Origin of the sequence: Allobosea sp. UC22_33 (assembly GCF_042700715.1) — a bacterium.
Classification (GTDB): domain Bacteria; phylum Pseudomonadota; class Alphaproteobacteria; order Rhizobiales; family Beijerinckiaceae; genus Allobosea.
The window spans coordinates 4,322,056-4,341,333 of record NZ_CP170556.1; the positions used below are offsets into that span (position 1 = coordinate 4,322,056).

General features: G+C 67.8%; 18 protein-coding genes, 1 tRNA gene and 1 pseudogene. 8 read left to right on the forward strand and 12 right to left on the reverse strand.

The genetic code is table 11. From position 1 onward, the window contains the following. Positions 1 to 93: 93 nt before the first annotated feature. On the forward strand, positions 94 to 1,884 hold the full coding sequence (locus ACFJGT_RS20930; RefSeq protein ID WP_377841925.1) for a DUF882 domain-containing protein: 1,791 nt from the start codon (positions 94 to 96) through the stop codon (positions 1,882 to 1,884). 3 nt (positions 1,885 to 1,887) lie between these two features. On the opposite strand, the gene ACFJGT_RS20935 is transcribed toward ACFJGT_RS20930, so the two are convergent. Together ACFJGT_RS20935 and ACFJGT_RS20940 are read right to left on the reverse strand one after the other, a co-directional pair. Then, positions 1,888 to 2,496: a glutathione S-transferase family protein gene (locus ACFJGT_RS20935; RefSeq protein WP_377841928.1), complete on the reverse strand. Its 609-nt coding sequence runs from the start codon at positions 2,494 to 2,496 to the stop codon at positions 1,888 to 1,890. A gap of 78 nt (positions 2,497 to 2,574) precedes the next feature. Then, a complete protein-coding gene (locus tag ACFJGT_RS20940) occupies positions 2,575 to 3,567 on the reverse strand; it encodes a LysR family transcriptional regulator (protein WP_377841931.1) in 993 nt (330 codons plus the stop codon). 186 nt (positions 3,568 to 3,753) lie between these two features. Between ACFJGT_RS20940 and ACFJGT_RS20945 the strand changes: the two genes are divergently transcribed. Continuing rightward, on the forward strand, positions 3,754 to 4,341 hold the full coding sequence (locus ACFJGT_RS20945; protein ID WP_377841933.1) for a nitroreductase family protein: 588 nt from the start codon (positions 3,754 to 3,756) through the stop codon (positions 4,339 to 4,341). A gap of 125 nt (positions 4,342 to 4,466) precedes the next feature. Here ACFJGT_RS20945 and ACFJGT_RS20950 read toward each other — a convergent pair whose 3' ends face one another. After that, complete coding sequence (locus ACFJGT_RS20950) at positions 4,467 to 4,709, reverse strand: DUF2312 domain-containing protein (protein WP_061971296.1); 243 nt, start codon at positions 4,707 to 4,709, stop codon at positions 4,467 to 4,469. Positions 4,710 to 5,001: 292 nt separating this feature from the next. On the opposite strand from ACFJGT_RS20950, the pseudogene ACFJGT_RS20955 reads away from it, so the two are divergent. The 3 genes and pseudogenes from ACFJGT_RS20955 (at position 5,002) to pyk (ending at position 8,336) form a co-directional block, all read left to right on the forward strand. After that, positions 5,002 to 6,277, forward strand: a pseudogene (locus ACFJGT_RS20955) (glycerate kinase). A 2-nt stretch (positions 6,278 to 6,279) separates the two neighbouring features. Continuing rightward, on the forward strand, positions 6,280 to 6,723 hold the full coding sequence (locus ACFJGT_RS20960) for a DUF1036 domain-containing protein (RefSeq protein WP_377841937.1): 444 nt from the start codon (positions 6,280 to 6,282) through the stop codon (positions 6,721 to 6,723). A 173-nt stretch (positions 6,724 to 6,896) separates the two neighbouring features. Next, on the forward strand, positions 6,897 to 8,336 hold the full coding sequence (gene pyk / locus ACFJGT_RS20965; protein ID WP_377841941.1) for a pyruvate kinase: 1,440 nt from the start codon (positions 6,897 to 6,899) through the stop codon (positions 8,334 to 8,336). Positions 8,337 to 8,512: 176 nt separating this feature from the next. Here pyk and ACFJGT_RS20970 read toward each other — a convergent pair whose 3' ends face one another. Continuing rightward, positions 8,513 to 9,166, reverse strand: coding sequence for a tetratricopeptide repeat protein (locus ACFJGT_RS20970; RefSeq protein WP_377841943.1), 654 nt, complete (start codon positions 9,164 to 9,166; stop codon positions 8,513 to 8,515). Positions 9,167 to 9,306: 140 nt separating this feature from the next. Continuing rightward, complete coding sequence (gene ykgO / locus ACFJGT_RS20975; protein ID WP_038363015.1) at positions 9,307 to 9,432, reverse strand: type B 50S ribosomal protein L36; 126 nt, start codon at positions 9,430 to 9,432, stop codon at positions 9,307 to 9,309. A 244-nt stretch (positions 9,433 to 9,676) separates the two neighbouring features. Between ykgO and ACFJGT_RS20980 the strand changes: the two genes are divergently transcribed. Together ACFJGT_RS20980 and ACFJGT_RS20985 are read left to right on the forward strand one after the other, a co-directional pair. After that, entirely contained in the window at positions 9,677 to 9,886 is a 210-nt protein-coding gene (locus tag ACFJGT_RS20980) for a hypothetical protein (RefSeq protein WP_377841946.1), read from the forward strand. Positions 9,887 to 10,147: 261 nt separating this feature from the next. Then, a tRNA-Arg gene (locus tag ACFJGT_RS20985) sits at positions 10,148 to 10,224 on the forward strand. Between the two features lie 284 nt (positions 10,225 to 10,508). Here ACFJGT_RS20985 and ACFJGT_RS20990 read toward each other — a convergent pair. The 3 genes from ACFJGT_RS20990 to ACFJGT_RS21000 are packed head-to-tail and all read right to left on the reverse strand — an operon-like array spanning position 10,509 to position 13,777. After that, complete coding sequence (locus ACFJGT_RS20990; protein ID WP_377841948.1) at positions 10,509 to 11,135, reverse strand: Isoquinoline 1-oxidoreductase subunit; 627 nt, start codon at positions 11,133 to 11,135, stop codon at positions 10,509 to 10,511. Then, positions 11,135 to 13,315: a molybdopterin cofactor-binding domain-containing protein gene (locus ACFJGT_RS20995; RefSeq protein WP_377841951.1), complete on the reverse strand. Its 2,181-nt coding sequence runs from the start codon at positions 13,313 to 13,315 to the stop codon at positions 11,135 to 11,137. Before ACFJGT_RS20995 ends, ACFJGT_RS20990 begins: the two co-directional genes overlap by 1 nt. A 3-nt stretch (positions 13,316 to 13,318) precedes the next feature. Continuing rightward, positions 13,319 to 13,777: a (2Fe-2S)-binding protein gene (locus ACFJGT_RS21000; RefSeq protein ID WP_377841953.1), complete on the reverse strand. Its 459-nt coding sequence runs from the start codon at positions 13,775 to 13,777 to the stop codon at positions 13,319 to 13,321. Positions 13,778 to 13,978: 201 nt separating this feature from the next. On the opposite strand from ACFJGT_RS21000, the gene ACFJGT_RS21005 reads away from it, so the two are divergent. Next, positions 13,979 to 14,599: a TetR/AcrR family transcriptional regulator gene (locus ACFJGT_RS21005; protein WP_377841955.1), complete on the forward strand. Its 621-nt coding sequence runs from the start codon at positions 13,979 to 13,981 to the stop codon at positions 14,597 to 14,599. Positions 14,600 to 14,942: 343 nt separating this feature from the next. On the opposite strand, the gene ACFJGT_RS21010 is transcribed toward ACFJGT_RS21005, so the two are convergent. From ACFJGT_RS21010 to ACFJGT_RS21025, 4 genes are all read right to left on the reverse strand, one after another. Continuing rightward, complete coding sequence (locus ACFJGT_RS21010) at positions 14,943 to 16,031, reverse strand: mandelate racemase/muconate lactonizing enzyme family protein (protein ID WP_377841958.1); 1,089 nt, start codon at positions 16,029 to 16,031, stop codon at positions 14,943 to 14,945. A gap of 177 nt (positions 16,032 to 16,208) precedes the next feature. Then, positions 16,209 to 17,387 carry an ABC transporter substrate-binding protein gene (locus ACFJGT_RS21015; protein ID WP_377849031.1) on the reverse strand — a complete coding sequence of 393 codons (1,179 nt, stop codon included), beginning with the start codon at positions 17,385 to 17,387 and terminating at the stop codon, positions 16,209 to 16,211. Positions 17,388 to 17,496: 109 nt separating this feature from the next. Then, on the reverse strand, positions 17,497 to 18,312 hold the full coding sequence (locus ACFJGT_RS21020) for an NAD-dependent epimerase/dehydratase family protein (protein ID WP_377841962.1): 816 nt from the start codon (positions 18,310 to 18,312) through the stop codon (positions 17,497 to 17,499). After that, entirely contained in the window at positions 18,309 to 19,265 is a 957-nt protein-coding gene (locus ACFJGT_RS21025) for a hypothetical protein (protein ID WP_377841965.1), read from the reverse strand. The genes ACFJGT_RS21020 and ACFJGT_RS21025 overlap by 4 nt, the downstream gene beginning before the upstream one ends. Between the last annotated feature and the right edge of the window lie 13 nt (positions 19,266 to 19,278).

Genomic DNA, 19,278 nt, shown 5'->3' on the forward strand with positions numbered 1-19,278 from the left:
CGGCTCGCTAACGAGACGTTAACGCTTCTCCGCAACTGTTCGTTCACGTTTATCGCACCGCTTCGGCGGGGACACCGAGACGGGTCAGACAGATTGGGCAGGACAACCGCCACGCTTGCAGGATGCGCGCCGTCCGGCACTAGGCCGACCGCGCGGCAGGCGCTGTCGCTCGGGCTGGCCGTGATCGCCTCGCTCGTCGGCATCCGCGGCACGCAGGACGCCGCCGCCAATGGCGACACCCGCACCATCACGATCCGGCATATGCACACGAAGGAAGAGACGACCGTCACCTTCAAGCGTGACGGCCGCTACGATTCGTCCGGGCTCGAGAAACTGAACTGGGCCCTGCGCGACTGGCGCACCGACGAGCCCACCCGCATGGACCCGCGGCTCTTCGACGTCGTCTGGGAGGTCCAGCGCCAGCTCGGCTCGGACCAGCCCTTCCACGTCGTCTCCTCCTATCGCGCGCCCGGCACCAACGCGATGCTGCGCCGCCGCTCGCGCGCCGTCGCCAAGCACAGCCAGCATATGCTCGGCAAGGCGATGGATTTCTACCTGCCGGACGTGCCGACCGCCCGCATCCGCGAGATCGGCATGCGGCTCCAGCGCGGCGGCGTCGGCTTCTACCCGAACGCCCATACGCCCTTCGTCCATCTCGATGTCGGCTCGGTGCGCTCCTGGCCGCGTATGACCCGCGACCAGCTCGTGCGCCTCTTCCCCGATGAGAAGACCGTGCACCTGCCGGCCGACGGCCAGCCACTCGCCGGTTACGAGCTCGCGAAGGCGGAAATCCTGTCTGGCGGCGGTGCTGTCGCCGGCTATGCCACGGCCGAACTCGACGAGGGCGCCGTCATGTCCTCGGGCCGCAAGAGCCTCTGGGCGTCGCTCTTCGGCGGCGACGACGAGGAGGCCGATGCCCGCCCGGCCGCGCGTGGCCGCCGCGCCGCGCCGCGGCAGCAGCCGACGGTCATGGCCTATGCCAATACCAACAGTTACGGCGACGCCAATTCGCCGGATGGCGGCCGCCTCGCCGTCATCCTGGGACAGCAGCAACCGGCCGAACCCGCGATGCGCTCGCTGACGCGCGAGCGCTCGGAACGTCTGGCGCCGCAGGTCGCCGCCGCTCCGGCTCCCGCCGCGCCGACCCCGGCCCAGCTGGCCGCCGCCACGCCCCCGCGCGGCCCGCAGGAGATCCGGCCGCAACTGATCGACGCGCCGCTGCCGCTGGCGCGACCGCGTGGCCTCTCCGTGCCGGCCGACGACGGCGCCCCCGTCCAGATCGCGGCCCTGCCATCCGCCGGCGGCGCGCTCGCCTTCGCGCCGCAGCCTGACCAGAAGCTCGTGCTCGCCTCGCTGCCCCCGCGCCGTCCGGGCGAAATGGCAAGCGCGAGCGAAATCGTCGTGGCCGGCCAGCCGACAAGCGCCCCGCTGCCGCCGGTCCGACCGACCGCCTTCGCCGATGCCGCCATCGCTTCGCTGCGTGGCACCGGCGCGCCGGAAACCCCGCTCGCCCAGGCCAGCGAGGGGCGCCTCGTCACCGCCTCGCTGCCGCCGGTGCGTCCGCGCGAAGGCGGCGTCAGCTTCGCGACCGCGACCCAGCGCTCCGTTCCGGTCCCTGAGGAGCCGGAAGACACGTCCGAGATGGATCGTGGCGGCCTGAATTCCCTGTTCGCCACCGTCTCGCGCACCGGCAGCACGCCCGGCAAGCCGGTGAATGTCGCGACTGCCCGCGCCAGGGCCGCCGGCCCGTCCGGCGCGCCGATCGCCGGCCCGAGCCCGGCCGCGGCGCTGGGCTTCAGCCATGCCGACCCGGTCGATGCCAAGCCCGGCACCTTCTCCGGTCCGGCTGTGCGCCCGCTGCCGACGAATTTCGTCCAGAACTGATTGTTATTCCCGGTCGATCGGCCAGGCCTTGAACACGTCGAGCGCCTCGCAGGCGCGCGCCTGTTCCGCCAGGGCCGGCCAGCGCTCCTCCGGCGCGAATTCCGGGATCACGAAGCGGCAGAAGCCCCAGGCGATGGCGGCCGCGATATCGCTCGGCAGCAGCTCCGGCCCCGCCGTTAGCTCGCCCTCCGTCGCCGCCGCGTCGAGCAGGTCGAGCGCGACGTGCAGCTGGGTGACGATGCGTTCCTGCCAGGGCGCATAGCGCTGCGCCTCCGGGCGCTTGCGCTCGTATTCGATTGAGACCGCCTTGTCGGCCGCGACAATGCCGATGCCGGTCAACGCCAGGTCACGCCGACGCGCCACGCCTTCGAGCGGGCGCAGCGAGCGGCCGGCGACATCCTCGAAATGCTGGATGATCAGCAGGGATTCGCTGATGGCGATGCCGTCATCCGTGACCAGCGTCGGCGCCTTGATGAGCGGGTTGATCGCCCGGAACTCCTCCATATGCCGGAAGACCGAGACCGAGCGATGCTCGAACGGCATGTCCAGCAAGGTCCCCGTGATCGCCGCACGGCGGACATAGGGGCTATCCAGCATTCCGACGAGCAGCATGACGACCTCCGTTTCGACGCGGCGGGAGAGTGCCGAAACCTCGCCGCAAAGCCACGCGAATTCGCGTGATGCACCGGATCACGCCGCTTGATGCGCGGGGCTAGCGACCGGCGTGAGCTGGGCGCTCAAGGGCTCGTCCAGCCTCAGGCCACGCTCGTGCGCGGCCATCTGGCAGGGGTCCCAATAGGGCGTGCCGCCGAAACGCTCGACCAGCAGGTCGATCAGCACCCGGACCTTGCCGGGCACATAGGCGCCGGGTGGGCGCACGACATAGAGCGCCCGGGTCGGCATCGGATGATCCAGCAGGATCGGCTCGACCGCGCCCGAGCGGATCGCATCCGATGCGATGAAGGTCGGCAGCACCGTCAAGCCAAGCCCCGCCACGGCCCAGGAGAGCAGCGTGTCGCCACTATCCGAGTGCATCCGGCCGGGAGGACGCACCGTGATCCAGCGCTTGCCGGTCCGGAACACCCAATCCTGATCGTTCGTGCCGCTATAGAGCAGACAGTCATGGTCGTTGAGATCGGCGGGGATCGCCGGGCGCCCGCGCCGCTCCAGATAGCCGGGGCTGCCGACCACGGTGGCATGGACAGGCGCGATCTTGCGCGCGATCAGGCTGGAATCCTTGAGCGAGCCGATCCGGATCGCGGCATCGAAGCGCTCGCCGATCAGGTCGACATAGCGGTCGCTGGCCTGCACGTCGATTTCGAGCCGCGGATAAAGCTGCGCGAGTTCGCCGAGCAATGGCGAGACATGCCGGTTGCCGAAGGTCATCGGCATGGCCAGTCGCAAGCGCCCGGCAACGCCGCCGGCGCGCTGCGCCACCGCCTCGCGCGCCTCCTCCAGCTCGGCCAGGATGCGCTCGCTGCGCGCCTTGAACTCGAGCCCGGCCTCGGTCGCGGCAACGCCGCGCGTGGTGCGGCTGAGCAGGCGCGTGCCGAGCTCCTCCTCCAATCGGCTCACCCGTCGGCTGACGATCGATTTCGCCAGGCCCAGCGTCTGCGCCGCCCGGCCGAAGCCGCCCGCCTCGACCACGGCGATGAAGCTTCGGATATCGTCGAGCTCCGCCATCGGCGTTCCTCCCGCAGCAACAGTCTGGTTCTCATTATGAGGGTTCTGGTGCGGGAAGTGAACCGCTACCTCTCCCTCATCAAAGATCAACCCCGCTTTCGCCGGCGGGCATCCGGAGACGGGCTTCGAGAAACGAGCCCGCCCGGTCGGCCTGCCGGGCGACCCGCATTCAAGGACGAGGAAGCCATGCTCGACAAACTCAAGAAGCGCCGCACGCAATACGCACTTGGCAAGACGCTGCCGGTTTCCCAAGCTCAGGTGGATAGCCTGATCCGCGAAGCGATCCGCCTGTCGCCTTCCAGCTTCAATTCGCAGAGCTCCCGCGCGGTCATCCTGTTCGGGAAGGAGAGCGACAAGTTCTGGAACATCACCAAGGAGGCACTTCGCGCGGTCGTGCCCGCCGCCGATTTCGAGGGCACGAGCAAGAAGATCGACAGCTTCGCAAGCGGCGCCGGGACAGTGCTGTTCTATGAGGACCAGGAGCCGGTGCAGGCGCTCCAGACCAATTTCCCGCTCTACGCGCATAATTTCCCGATCTGGTCCGAGCATTCGACGGGCATGGCGCAGCTGGCGGTTTGGACTGCGCTGGCCGATGCCGGCATCGGCGCAAGCCTTCAGCACTACCATCCTCTCGTCGACGCGGAAGCCGGCAAGGCGTGGAACATCCCGGCATCCTGGAAGCTCACCGCCCAGATGCCTTTCGGCTCTAACGAGGCCGGCTTCGCGGAGAAGACCTTCATCGACGATGAAGTCCGCTTCCGCACCCACGCCTGACCAAGACTGGGAAACGCTCAGCGTGGGGCTTGCGGGCCGACACGTCGTCTGAGTCTCTCCTTCCAACGAAAAGCCCCGCATCGGGAAACCGATGCGGGGCTTTTCATGCCGACACGGAAGACCGCTTACGCGGTCTCGCCGACGGCCTGCAGGTAGAGGTCAAGGATCGCTTCCTCTTCCTTGCGCTCGTCGAGATCGCGCTTGCGCAGCGCCACGACCTTGCGCAGCACCTTGACGTCGTAGCCGGTGCCCTTGGCCTCGGCATAGACCTCCTTGATATCGTCGGCGATCGTCTTCTTCTCTTCCTCGAGCCGCTCGATGCGCTCGACGATGCTCTTGAGCTGGTCGCCAGCAACCGGATCGTCCATCTGATAACCTTCCCGGATACGAAATTGGCCGGCAGCGTTCGCCCGGATCGGGTCCGCCCGTCAAGACCGAACTCGCCTGCGCCTGGCGGCTCTCAACAGTCCTGATGCCGCAGCGCCAAACGCATTGCCCATACGGGCCGCGCAATCATCGCAAAAAGTATGACTAGATCGATAGACGGCGGATGACGCCGCATCCAAGCCACCCTACAACGATGACAAGGAGCCAGCCGCGAAGCGGCCAGGAGCAAGGGAGCTGCGCGGCGTGCCTCATTCCACCGCCGAAATCGAAACCATGCGCGCGACCGCCCGCGCAATCTTCGACGTCGCCGTCGCCCGGGCCCACCCCCTCCGGCTGCCTGCCCCAGCATTTGCCCGCAGCGCCCACCAACGGACGCCTGATCCTGCTCGCCGCCGGCAAGGCCGCCGGCAGCATGACCGCGCTGGCCGAAGCGCATTATCTCGACCAGGGCTTTCCGCCCGAACGCCTTCTCGGCCACGCCGTCGCCCGCCATGGCTATACCGCGCCGACCCGGCACATCCCGATGGTCGCAGCCGGCCACCCGGTTCCCGACCAGGGCAGCATGGACAGCGCCGAACGGGCGCTGGCGCTCGCTGCCTCCGCGACCGCGGACGACCTCGTGCTCGTCCTGCTCTCGGGCGGCGGCTCGGCCAATTGGGTCGCCCCGGCCGGCGGGCTCGCGCTGGCCGAAAAGCAGGCGGTCAACAAGGCCCTGTTGCGCTCCGGCGCGCCGATCGGCGAGATGAACATCGTCCGCAAGCGACTTTCCCGCATCAAGGGCGGCCGGCTCGCGCTTGCAGCCGCACCCGCTCGCCTGCTGACGCTCGCGATCTCGGACGTGCCGGGCGACGAGCCGACCGCGATCGCCTCTGGCCCGACCGTCGCCGATCCCAGCACGACCGAACAGGCCCGCGCCATCGTCGCTCGCTACCGGCTCGACCTCCCGCCCGCCGCCCGCACCCTGCTGGACGATCCCGCGAACGAAACGCCGAAGCCCGGCCACCCCGCCTTCGCCAACGGCGATTTCCGCATCATCGCCCGCCCGGCTGACGCGCTGGCGGCGGCGCGCGCGACGGCCGAAGCCGCCGGCTACGCCGTGCATGATCTCGGCGCCGATCTCGAAGGCGAGGCTCGCGATGTCGCAGCCGCCCATGCCGAACTCGCCAAGCGCCTGAAGCGCGAGGGCAAGCGCGCCGCGATCCTGTCCGGCGGCGAGCTGACCGTGACGCTGCGCGGCTCCGGCCGCGGCGGCCCCAACCAGGAATACGCGCTGGCACTCGCCATCGCACTGGCCGGCGAACCCGGCATCGTCGCGCTCGCCGGCGACACCGACGGCACCGATGGCGGCGGCGGCGAAGCCACCGACCCGGCCGGTGCCGTGGTCGATCCCCAGACTTTGACCCGTGCCGCCGAGATCGGCCTTGATCCCGCCCGATCCCTCGCCGACAACGATTCGACCGGCTTCTTCGAAGCCCTCAGTGATTTGCTGCAGCCGGGACCGACGCTGACCAATGTCAACGATTGCCGCGTGATCCTGATCGAACCGTGAGAATGCCGGGCTCTCCTCGAACGGTCCTCCCCCTCGCCTTCTGCGCGGCCGCCTTCCTCGGAAGCGTGGCGCCGGCCAAGGCGGACTTACGCATGTGCAACACCACCTCGAGCCGCATCGGCGTTTCGATCGGCTATCGCGATGCCCAGGGCTGGATCACCGAAGGCTGGTGGAACATCAGCCCGCGTGGCTGCGAGACGCTGTTGCGCGGCACGCTGGCGGCGCGCTTCTACTACGTTCACGCCGTCGACTACGACAAGGGCGGCGAGTGGACCGGCAAATCGGTCATGTGCGTGCGCAACAAGGAGTTCACGATTCGCGGCATCGAGGACTGCCTGGCGCGCGGCTATGACCGCGCCGGCTTCTTCGAAGTCGACACCGGCGAGCAGAAGAGCTGGACGATCCAGCTCACCGACACGAGTGGTGGCGCGGCTCCGCGGCCCTGACGGGCTTACGCCGGGCGAAAGTCTCGGCATAAGGTAGACGACCGACGCAGGGTCAGCCGGCCCCGCGGACAAGAATCGGAAGCGAGGCCCCGGCGACGGGCTGACCGCGCTCCAGAACGAGCGAAAGGATGCGGCCGGAGCCCTATGGGCCCATCGGTTGCAGGGGAAGAACAATGAAGCGCGAGCGCCGGATCAAGATTATCGCCACCCTGGGCCCCGCCTCCTCGACCGAGGAGATGTGCGCAAAACTGTTCGCCGCCGGCGTCGACGTCTTCCGCATCAACATGAGCCATACCCAGCGTGAGACGCTGGCCGAGAAGGTTGCGATGCTGCGCGGGCTGGAGGGCAAATTCCGCCGTCCGGTCGGCATCCTCGCCGACCTGCAGGGCCCGAAGCTACGCGTCGGCCAGTTCGGCGGCGATGGCGGCGCCATCCTGGAAAATGGCGCGCGATTTACGCTCGATTCCGATCCGTCGCCGGGTGATGCCAAGCGCGTCCACCTCCCCCATCCCGAAATCCTGAGCGCGCTCGAGCCCGGTCACCACCTCATCCTCGATGACGGCAAGCTGCGCCTCGTCGTCGAGAAGGCTTCGCCCAAGGAAGCCGTGACCAAGGTGCTCGTCGGCGGGCGCCTGTCCTCGCGCAAGGGCGTGAGCCTGCCCGACACCACGATCGCGGTCTCGGCCATGACCGACAAGGACCGCGCCGACGCGGAGGTCGCGGCCGAGGTCGGCGTCGACTGGATCGCGCTCTCCTTCGTGCAGCGGCCCGAAGACATGGCGGATTTGCGCAAGATCGTGCGCGGTCGGGCGCTGGCGCTCGCCAAGATCGAGAAGCCGCAGGCGGTTGCGCGCATGGAGGAGATCATCGATGCCTCCGACGCGATCATGGTCGCGCGCGGCGATCTCGGCGTCGAGATGCCGCTGGAGCAGGTCCCGGGTACGCAAAAGCGCCTGACCCGCATGGCGCGCCTCAAGGGCAAGCCGGTCGTCGTCGCCACCCAGATGCTGGAGAGCATGATCACGAGCCCGGTGCCGACCCGCGCCGAGGTCTCCGATGTCGCCACCGCCGTCTTCGAGGGCGCAGACGCCGTCATGCTCTCGGCCGAGAGCGCCGCCGGCCAGTATCCGATCGAAGCCGTGACGATGATGAACCGCATCGCCGAGGAGGTCGAGAACGACGCGGTCTACCGCTCGATTCTCGACTCCCAGCGCAACGAGCCGGAAGCGACGGGCGCCGACGCCATCGCCAAGGCCTCCCACGAGATCGCCGAGACCTTGAACCTCAAGGCGATCTGCGCCTGGACCTCCTCGGGCTCGACCGCTTTCCGCATCGCCCGCGAGCGCCCGAACTCGACCGTGATCGCACTGACTCCGAACCGTGCCACGGCCCGCCGGCTGACGCTGGTCTGGGGCGTGCACGCCATCGTCACCAAGGACGCCAGCGACGCCGACGACATGGCCTTCCGCGCCTGTAAATTCGCGGTGCGTGAGCATTACGCCAAGCTCGGCGACCGGATCATCATCGTTGCCGGCGTGCCGTTCGGAACGCCCGGCGCAACCAACATGGTCCGCATCGCCTTCGTCGCGCAGGAGCATGTCGAGAAGGCTTGAAGCGCAGGATCGGAGGGTGCGGGCGCCCCTCCACCAACCGTCGCCGTCATTCCGGACAAGCCGCGAAGCGGCGCCGATCCGGAATCCATCGTAGAGCGCCGCGCGTTATGATGGATCCCGGGTCAAGCCCGGGATGACGGTGTGGTTCCGGGCTTGATCAGCAGATCGTGACGCGCTCAGGCGTCCCGCCCGTCGACATCCGTCTTCAGCGAATCGACGGCCTTCTTCACCGCGTCGAACTGCGGATAGATCTCCAGCGCCTTGCGGAAGGCCCTCATCGCGGCCTTGTCGTCGCCCTGCTGGCGCAGGATCATGCCGAGCCCCATCATCGCACCGTAATGGCGCGGCTCGCGCTTCAGCGTCTCGCCGATATCGAGCATGGAGCGGATCGAATCGCCCGTGAGATAGAGCGCGTTGGCGCGCTGGTTCCAGGCCTCGGCCCAGTCCGGCTGCAGGGTGATGACACGGTCGAGCAATTCGATCGCCAGCTCGTTCTGCTTGTCTTTCAGCGCCTGCTGGGCGCGGGTCATCAGCAGATCGGCGGTATCGGAACCCGAACGGGCCCAGCGCCGCTGGATCAGCCGGGCGACGCCCTCCGCCTCTTCTTGCGTAGTCGCATCGTGCAAGCGCTGGAACAGCCGCTCCAGCGTCGCCGCCGGGCTGCGCTGCGGCGTATTGGGCGTGACGGGATTGTCGGCCTTGTCGTCGGGCGCGACGGTGCCGGGCCGCGGCGGCGGAGCCGGCTGTGCGAGGGCTGCACCGACGGCCACCGGACCAGCCGAGGCCAACAGCAGCGCGAAGATGGCGGGCGCGACGCGGGGACGGATCATGCCCGCAACTCTAGCCGGCATCGCCGCCCCGTCAAATCACAGCCGGGCGAGCGCGCAACGCAAAGAGCGGGCACGCCATCGGCGTCCCGCTCTTCAAAATCCCAACCGAGACGGATGCGCGACCGCAGTCGCGCGGCGTCTCAGCCCTGACGCGCCTTGAAGCGCTTCTGGACCTTGTTGATGATGTAGACGCGGCCCTTGCGGCGCACGAGCTGGTTGTCGCGATGACGCGCACGCAGCGACTTCAACGAATTACGGATCTTCATCGTCTCAACTCCATCGGCCCGCCCGCGTGAGATGGGCCGGTCAAAAACCTTCAGTCTGCGACGCGAACCTCAACGGCTCTCCCCGCCCATGCAATGGTGCGACTGATGCGATGCCGGCTGTATACGGATTTTTCCGTGGATCGCAAGTGCGATCGCGCTCCGGCCCGCAGGAAATCCGCTTTTGCCATAAGGGAACCAGAACGACAGAATGGCGTTTGGACACTCGCTCACACGGAGATCTTCCATGCGCCTGCCCCTTCTCGTCTCGACCCTTGCCGTCACGCTCATGCTCGGCGCTTGCGGCAACACTGTGGAACAACGGATCGGCGGCGCCGCCGTCGGCGCCGGCACCGGCGCGGTCGTGGCCGGTCCCGTGGGGGCTGTCGTCGGCGGCGCGGCCGGCGCCGTTACCGGCCCGTCCGTCGTGCGCGCCACCCGCCGCGCGACGCGCTGATCTGCCCCCGCCGGCATCGGCAAGCCTGGGCATCTATGCGGCAGCCCGCGACTCGTATCCTGGCACCGCCGGGATACGAGTTGATCGGAGGCCCAGGGGCGATACAGCGATCCCCAGCATTGACGGGGTCGATCGCAGTCGCCTCGGCACCCGATCACAACAATTCGATGACTTCTCGATTTTGAGGGTTGCCAAGACAAAACGGACCGGCTATCTCCCCCGTCATCAGGCCGGACGCAACGCGTCATGACGCTCTGAGACGCGCCCGTAGCTCAGCTGGATAGAGCATCAGACTACGAATCTGAGGGTCAGAGGTTCGAATCCTTTCGGGCGCGCCATCATCGATTTCAATGGGTTTTTACAGACCCTTTTAGACAGCTAGGCACGGGTTTTAGACACCCCGGCCTCGACGCCAGAAGGCCCCGCCAAGCGGGGTCTTTGTCGTTTTGGACCATGCCCGGCCGGTTGCGGGCAATCGCGAAGCTCAATCGGCGCCATCACGACGCTGGATCGCCGATGCTGCGGGTCAGCGAATCCCGGCTCGCTCCTCAGGCCCGTCGAGAATCACCTGCCCGCCGCGGGCATTGCAGCGGCGGGCAGGTCAGCCGAGCTTCCGAGCTGCCTATGTCGGGCAGGCAGCGCCCGTATCGGCCCAAGCCTGCATCAGCGCACCGAACTCGGCCGCCGTCCCCGGCGCCGGTTGGCGGCCCTTGCCGGGGTTCCAGCCCCAGAGCACGAGGGTGTCGGTCGTGACGTGCTTGACCAGCGCAGCGAGGTCGCGGCTGCCATTACGGTTCTGGTCCTTCAACTGCTCGCAGATCTGGCCGATTGTCTTGCCTTCCCAGGCCATCGAGGCCGGGGCCAGCGCCCAGTGCCCATCGCCGGGAACGCCGGCGGGATCGTAGTTCTGCTTGCCATGGCAGGTCGCGCAAGGCAGGCCCGCGGCGCCGTGCCCGTCCTTGCCGCGGACCACGACGGGCTCGTGCAGCTTGCGCAGATCGCCCTGGCGTGGGCGCTCCGTTGCCGGATGGCAGTTCATGCAGCGCGGATGGGTCAATACCTTGCCCATCTCGGTGAAGAGCGCGACCGAGCGGTCACGCTGGTTGGCGATGGAAGAGAAGCTTGAAGCGGGGCGCAGGCTTGCGCCACCGGGCTGGGCCTGCCCGGCGTTCTGCGCCAGCGTCAGCGCACTGCCGCCGATGCAGACCACGAGCGCCGCGCCGGCGGCGAGGATCAGGTTCCTGCTCATCAGACGGTGCCTCCCTGCATCGGCAACTGGCGCGGCCGGCCATGGCCGAGCGCGGCGAGCGCATTGGCGACGGCGGGGCCGATCGGCGGCACGCCGGGCTCGCCGATGCCGCTCGGCTTCTCGGTCGAGGCGATGATCGTCACTTCGACTTCCGGCATCTCGTGGATGCGCAGCGAGCGGTACTCGTGGAAGTTCGTCTGGACCGGCCGGCCGCCATCGAGCGTGATCTGGCCGTAGAGGGCATGGCCGAGGCCGAAGCCGATGCCGCCCTCGACCTGCGCGCGGATGATGTCGGGATTGACGGCGACGCCGCAATCGACCGCGCACCAGACCTTGTGGACCTTGGGCTCGCCCTCCGGCCCCATCGAGACCTCGGCGATCTGGGCCACGAAAGACCCGAAGCTTTCGACCACCGCGACGCCCCGCGCCCGGCCATCGACAGGTCCAGGTCCCTTCCAGCCCGCGAGTTCTGCGACCGCCTTGAGCACGCCGGCGGCGCGCGGATGCTTGTCGCCCATCAGGGCAAGCCGCCCCTTCACCGCATCCTGCCCGGCCGCCTGCAGCAACTCGTCGACGAAGCACTCGACGGCGTAGCCGGTATGGGTATGGCCGACCGAACGCCACCACAGGGTCGGCACGCCGACCTTGGGGTTGTGCACTTCGCAGCGGAAATCCGCGACCTCGTAGAATATCTCGTTGGCGCCCTCGACCGAGGTCGCGTCGATTCCGTTCTTGACCACCATCGCCTCGAACGGCGTGCCCAAGAAGAAGGACTGGCCGACCAGCGTGCTCGACCACGCCGCGATCTTGCCGTCCTTCACCGCGCCGCGAAAACGATGGACGAAGAGCGGGCGATAGTAGCCGCCGGTCAGATCATCCTCGCGGGTCCAGACCACCTTGACCGGACGGTTCGGGCCGATGGTCTTGGCGACGGTGGCGAGCTCGGCCGCGAGATGCTGGCTGACCTGCGCGCGGCGGCCGAAGCTGCCGCCGGCCAGCATGGTCTCCAGCGTCACCTTCTCCGGCGGCAGGCCGAGAATCGCCGCAATCGTCTGGTGCTCGGTGGTCTGGAACTGGCTGCCGAAACGGGCATGCGCCTTTTCACCATCCCATTCGAGATAGCCGTCGAGCGGCTCCATCGGCGCATGGGCCAGATAGGGGAAGACGAACTCGGCCTCGATGACCTTGTCGGCCTTGGCCAGCGCGGCTTCCGCATCGCCATGGCTGCCGGCGACGGTGCCGGGCTGGCGGGTGAGCTTGCGATATTCGGCGATGAGCTCGGGGCTGCCGCGCTTCTCGGCGGCGCTGTCGTCCCAGGTCACCTTCAGCGCCTCACGGCCCTTCAGCGCCGGCCACATGCCGTTAGCATAGACCGCGACGCCGTAACCGATCGACTTCACGTCGACGACGCCCTTGACCTTGAGCGCCTCGGCCGCATCGAAGCTCGCGACCTTGCCGCCGAAGCGCGGCGAGCGGGCGACCACCACCGTCAGCATGTTCTGCGCGTGGATATCGATGGTGAACTGCGCCTTGCCGCGCGACTTGTCGGCGCTGTCGAGGCGCTTCACCGCTCCTTCCTTGCCGATGAATTTATAGGCCGAGGGCGGCTTCAGCGGCGGGTTCTCCGGCGCCGACAATTTCGCGGCGGCTTCCGCGAACTCGCCGAACGAGCCCTTGCGGCCGGAAGCGTGGCTGATCACGCCCTCCTCGACCTTGATCTCGGAGGCCGGGACCTTCCAGCTCTCCGCCGCGGCCTGCACCAGCATCATGCGGGCAGCGGCGCCGGCTTTGCGCATCTGCTCCCAGCTGTTGGCGATGGCGGTCGAGCCGCCGGTGCCCTGCACGCCGAAGGCGAGATTGGCATAGAGCTTGACGTCGGCCGGGGCGTGCTCGGCGCGCATCTGGCTCCAGGCGGCGTCCATCTCCTCGGCCGCGAGCGTGGCGAGCCCGGTGAACGGACCCTGACCGAACTCGATATGCTTGATCAGCACGGTCACGGTGGAGTCGGGCGCGACGCGGATGAAGGCGTTGGGCGCGAAGGTGGCGTTGCCGCCGGGCCGATAGGCTGCGCCGGCGCCGGACTGGGCCTTGGCGCCACGCGGCAGGTGAATTCCGATGACGAGAGCGCCGGCGCCGGCCAGCAGGCTGCGGCGGGAGAGCTTGGGATCATGCGCGGTCATGGCTCAGATCTCCAGCGTGCGGGCCGCGTCATGGATGGCGGCGCGGATGCGGACATAGGTGGCGCAGCGGCAGATATTGCCGTTCATCGCGAGATCGATGTCGCGATCGCTCGGCTTCTTGTTCTCTTTCAGGAGAGCGATGGCGCTCATCACCTGGCCGGACTGGCAATAGCCGCATTGCGGCACGTCGCGGGCGATCCAGGCGGCCTGGACGGCATCCGCCTCCTTGCCGGCGAGGCCTTCGATCGTGGTGATTTCCCGGCCCTCGATGGCAGAGACCGGTGTCACGCAGGAGCGCAACGGCTGGCCGTCGATGAAGACGGTGCAGGCGCCGCATTGGGCGACGCCGCAGCCGAACTTGGTGCCGGTGAGACCGATATTGTCGCGGATCGCCCAGAGCAGAGGCGTATCGTCGTCGACATCGACGGTATGCGTCGTTCCGTTGACCTTGAGAGAGACCATGGCTGCCTCCGATGCTGGCATGACGCAGCGCGGCACCATGGTGCGGATCGAGGGCTCGCCCTCGATGGCCCGATCTGACATATCAGATGACGGGCGATGGATCCGTAGCCCTGGGTCGCGCGACTGGACTAGTTAGACGATTTGAGTCTAACTAGGATGGTCGCGTGCAGTTTGGATTTTGTCAAGACTGTAGAAGCTGCAATGCCGGACGGAAACGAAGGTTCCAGCGTTCTCCCTGCGGAGGATGCCAATGCCCGCACCGACCAGATCGCCGATGCGGCGCTGCGCCTGTTCGCCCGCTACGGCTACAAACGCAGCGCGATGGACGACATCGCCCGGGAAGCCGGCCTCGCCAAGGCGACGCTCTACCTCCACTTCAAGGGCAAGGACGATGTCTTCCGGGCCATGCTGGACCTGCTCGGGCGAAGGGTCGAAGCACGTTGCCGTGAGGTCGTGGCGACGCCGGGGCCGTTTCCCGAACGGCTCGCCGCACTGCTTCAGGCCCATCACGGGCAGGCCTATGCCTGCTTCGGCACGGGCGAGCATCTCGTCGAGCTGAAGGCGGTGATGAATACGATCGCGACGCGCGAATTGCAGGCCTTCGAGCAGATCTTCGCGCGGTTTGCCCGCGAGCTTCTCCGGCAGGCCGAAAAGCAGGGCGAGATCACCCTGTCACGTCTGCCGACCAGCGCGGAGGACTGGGTCGCGGGCATGCTCTTCGCCGCAGCGGGAGCGAAGCTCGGCACACCGCCGAGCGCCGAGGATTACGCACGCAGGCTCGATGGGATCGCATCGGTCTTCGCTGCCGCCCTGACGCCTTGATCTCACCGTCAAAGGTTTTGTCCGAAGGCCGGCTATGCCGGCCCCGGAGCGCTGTCGAACTCCCGCAGGAATTTCTCGCTGACGGCTGCGGCGGTGCGGAAGCGGGTGATCGCGAAGGGCTCCAGCGGCGTCGGCGTTCACCAAGTGCTGCGGCAAGGCCGACGGCGACCAGGACCGCAGGACCAGCCGGAGCCTCGCCCGGACCATGCGAAAATGATCGGGACGGAGCCCGCCGGCCGGGGAGAACGCGGCGGATGGAGGAGAGAGCATCGTCATGGCAACGGAAACGTTGCGCGGACGCGGCTATTCCCAAGCGGGACAAACGATTCCGGACAGCGGTTGACTAGACCCGATAGCGTTCGATGACGGACATGTCGGGCTCGAAGCCGATGCCTGGCACGTCGGGGATACGGATGTCCCCACCGACCGGCAGGACAGGATCGAGCCCGCACCAGGCCTCCGGCCGGACATAGAGGAACTCGAAAACCTCGAAGGCGTCGATCGCCGCGGCGAGCTGCAGGCTCGCCCAATAGCCAGGCCCAAAATAAGGCGAATGCGGCGCAAGTCGCTTGCCGGCAGCGCGCACGAGCTGCGCGACCTTGACGAACTCGGTGACGCCGCCAACCTTCGTGACGCTTGGCTGGACAACGTCCAGTGCAGGCACGAGGCGGGCGAACTCGACAGCGGTGCAGGCATTCTCGCCGGCAGCGATGGCGATCCCCTCCGCCGCGATAGCCCGCCAGGGCGTGGGGTCTTCGGGCGGAAAGGTCGGTTCCTCCAGCCAGTTCACCTCGGTCTCGGCGAGCACGGGCAGCATGGTCCGCACCTGCTCCAGCGACCATTGGCAATTGACGTCGACGGTCAGGCGCGCCTTCGGCCCCGCGCCGCGACGGCCGGCCCTGATCGTTTCCGGCAGCACTTCGTGCAGCTTCACCTCGTCATAGCCCAGCGCCGCGGCCTCGGCCGCGAAGTGCTCGACGCGCTCGGCCTCGCCATAGCGGACGAGGCTGGCATAGGCGCGGATCCCGTCGTGACAGGGCGACCCGATCAGGCGGGAAAGCGACAGGCCTGCTCGCTTGCCCGCGATATCCCAGAGCGCGATATCCAGCCCGGAGATCGCGAACAGGGTGATGCCATAGCGGCCGAAGAGGGCCAGGGCCTGCTGGGCTGCTAGATTGACGGCTTGCGGATCCTGCGAATCCCGCCCGATCACAGCCGGTGCGACCAGGTCGCGAACCGCGATGGCGGTGGCGTTCTGGCACATATAGCCGAAAGCTTCGCCCCAGCCGACCAGACCCGCGCGCGTTTCGACGCGGACCAGGACGATGTCGAGATTGCTCCACCGGGTCGGCGTGATGCCCTGCCCCTTGCCGCCGTCGTCGAACGGAATGCGCAGAACGATCGGTTCCACCTTGGTGATCGGATCGGGCATGGCCTTCTCATCTCGTAGGAGCGGGCCCGACAAGGCCGGCCCGGCGAAGCGACTCAGGTCACCGATCGCCTGCCATGGGCATGGCGGGCTCGCGTGGCCGAATACGGCCGCCCGCGAGCGGACGGCCGGGAGCAGGCGGGCCGGGCACGATCGGCGCAGCCCCGGCCTGAAGCGCGATCAGGCCTTCCTGCCGATTTCCTCGTCCCATCTGCGGAAGGCCATGACCATCTGATTGGGTTCCAGAGGCAGTTCGAAGGGCGTGTCGGCGATCAGCTTCGCATATTCGGGGCGGCCGAACTCCGCGATCGCCGCCTGGCTTTCGGGCGGCGCCATCGAGAGCGGGACATCCTTCACCGCAGGTCCTGGATAGAGATAGCCCTCGTCATAGGTGAAGGCCTGCGCCGGCTTGGTCAGCATGAACGACATCAGGTCGAGCAGGACGGCGATCTTGTCATTGGGCAACCCCTTCGGGATCGCCATGTACTGCCCGTCGATGACCCACCGGAAATCCTTCAAGGTCGCGATGCGCGCCTCTTTCGGGACGACGCCGAGCACCCGCGGATTGATGTCCCAGCCCGTCGTGGTGGCGATGATGTGGCGGGTGCCGTCTCCGAACTCCTTCATCACCGCGGAGGTGCCGGTCGGGTAGTATTCGATATAGCGGCCGAGCTCCTTCAGATAGGCCCAGGTCTTGTCCCAGCCTTTCATGGGATCCTTCGGGTTGCTGTCGCCGAGGATGTAGGGCAACCCCATGATGAAGGTGCGACCCGGCCCGGAATTGGCCGGCCGGGCATACATGAACTTGTTGGGATGAGCCTTCGCCCAGGCCAGCAGCTCCTCCAGCGAGCCGGGCGGCGTCGGGACCTGGTTCGGCAGATATTCGAGCAGGGGGCCTGAAGGGTAGTAGGCGACGACCACCCCCTGGCCGCGGGCCAGGCCCTGCATCATGGCAGCGCCCTTTTCGTAGATCGCGTCGAGGTTCGGCAGGGCGGCCTTGTGAGCCGTCAGCAGATCGACCCACAAATTCTGCTCCATGCCGGCCGCGAGCGCGTCGGTGCCGGTCAGCACGAGGTCGATGTCGATCCGTCCGGCCTCCTGCTGCGCCTTGATCTTGCCCGGCAATTCCGGGGCTGGCGCCTTGGTGAAGGTCATCCGCGACACCAGGCCCGGCTTCGCCCGTCGATAGGCCTCGAAAGCCTTCTGGGTCAGCGCGAGATTGCCTGCGACATCGACGATGTTGAGATTGACCGGAGCCTTCGGCAAGGCGAGCTGCGCCTGCGCGAGGCTCGGGGCCATGGCGGCAAGGCCTGCGGCCCCACCCAGGAACTGGCGTCGAGACTGCTCCGTCATCTTCATCCTGTCATCCTCCCAATGGTTGCCGCCGGGGCGGCCCTTCTGCGTGGCGTCTTGTGGCGCCATCGTGTCCTGCGTCGCATTCGGTACCCCTGGCGGATAGGGCGTCGCCTCACCAGTCCTCGATGCGCGCGATGTCGCCGACGAAGCTCCCCTCGGCCATGCTGCCGCCGATGACGCGGCTGGCGAGCCTGTCGGGATCCTCCGGCGGAACCGCCGCCATCACGGCCTGCGCATGGTCATCGGCGCTGTCCTGCGGCCGGTATCCCAGGCGCCACGCCACGGCGTTGTCGAAGAAACTGCGGGAATTGTCGGAGACGCCGTAGACGACGGCGAAGCGCAGGGCCTCGTGTTCCAGGCCGATCCGGATCAACTGCACGAGATCGCGCGGGCTCGTCCAGATGGCGAGGCGGCGGTGATCGACCGGCCGGTCGCCCAGGAAGCCGACCCGGATGGCCAGGACCCGCAGCCCGAACTGGTCGGCAAAGAAGGCTCCCGCCTGCTCACCGAAGGCCTTGGTCAAGCCGTAGCGGCTGTCCGGACGCAGCAGGACATCGGACCCGAGCCGCCTATGGCGCGGATAGTGACCGACGACGTGATGCGAGCTGGTGAAGACCACCCGCTCGATACCGGCGGCCCGCGCGGCGTCGAACACGTTCCAGGCACCCTGCACGTTGCCTGCGATCTGCTCCTCGATCCCCGCCTCGGTGGTGCAGCCAGCGAGATGCACCACCGCCGAAATACCCTGCAGGGCCTGGGCCAGCGCGGCCGTGTCGGCGATGTCTCCGACGACGGCTTCCTCGTTCTCGGCGAGATCGGCGATGGCATGGCGATCGAACAGGCGCAGACGATAGCTGCTCCGCAGCAAGGGACGGATGGCCCGTCCGACGACGCCACCGGCGCCAGTGATCAGGATGGTCTTCGTCACGGGTCTATCACCGGGGCTGCGGCAGTAGGCCTTGCGTCTCGTCGCCCGAGGCCGAGCTCGACCCAGGCGCTGAAGCTTGCGCCGGCTCCAAGCAGATTCGTGCCCGTCCCCACGACACCATCTGCCGCCAGGTTGAAGCCGTTCGCGACATGCGAGACCGGCTCGACACAGAGATAGGCATCGTCGTCCGGGCGGTGGAGGACGAGATGGGACAGCGCGGGGTCGGCCACGACATGGACGCAGTGCCCATCGGCATGACTGATTTCCAGCCCGGTCCAGTCCGAGAGATAACAGGTCCTACTGTCGACAAGGTCCGCCGGCACCGTCTCGCCGGTCGCGATATAGTCGCCGTCGTACAGCCAGCGCCGCCGGGCATCGTGACGAACCTCCGCGCCGGGCGACCAGGCCAGGTAGGGATGCCAGCCGAGTCCTGCAGGAAAGGGCTCGGCGCCACGGTTCTCGATGCTCAGCACGATGCGCAAGGTCTCTGGCGTGAGTTCGAAGGATTGCCGGGCGGAATAAGGCCAGGGCCAGTCGCCATCCGGCTCGGCGGAGAACGTCAGCACGGCTCTCGTCGCGTCGGTGGCCTCGACCTGCCATTCGCGAAGATGTGCCGTGCCATGGAGGCTGTGCGGAGCGGCATCGGAATGTGGTTCGACGGACCACACGCGATCGGCATGGCGCAGGCAGCCATCGGCAATGCGGTTGGAATAGGGGATGAGCGGATAGGCGCCCCCCTTCGGCCAGCGCCGCGGCTCGGCCGGCCAGGTGCGCAGGGGCACGACGAGATCGCGCGGGGGTATGCTGGCTAGATCGCGAAGCGTGGCGAGGCGCCCGCCCTGGGCCGGCGAGATGGTCGCCTCGAGCGTGCCGGCCCGCAGCACCACCCTCTCGCGCTCATAGGCCGGAGCCGCTTGCCCTGTGCCCTCGCACAGTGTCGGAGGAAGCTTCATGGTTTCAGCCATC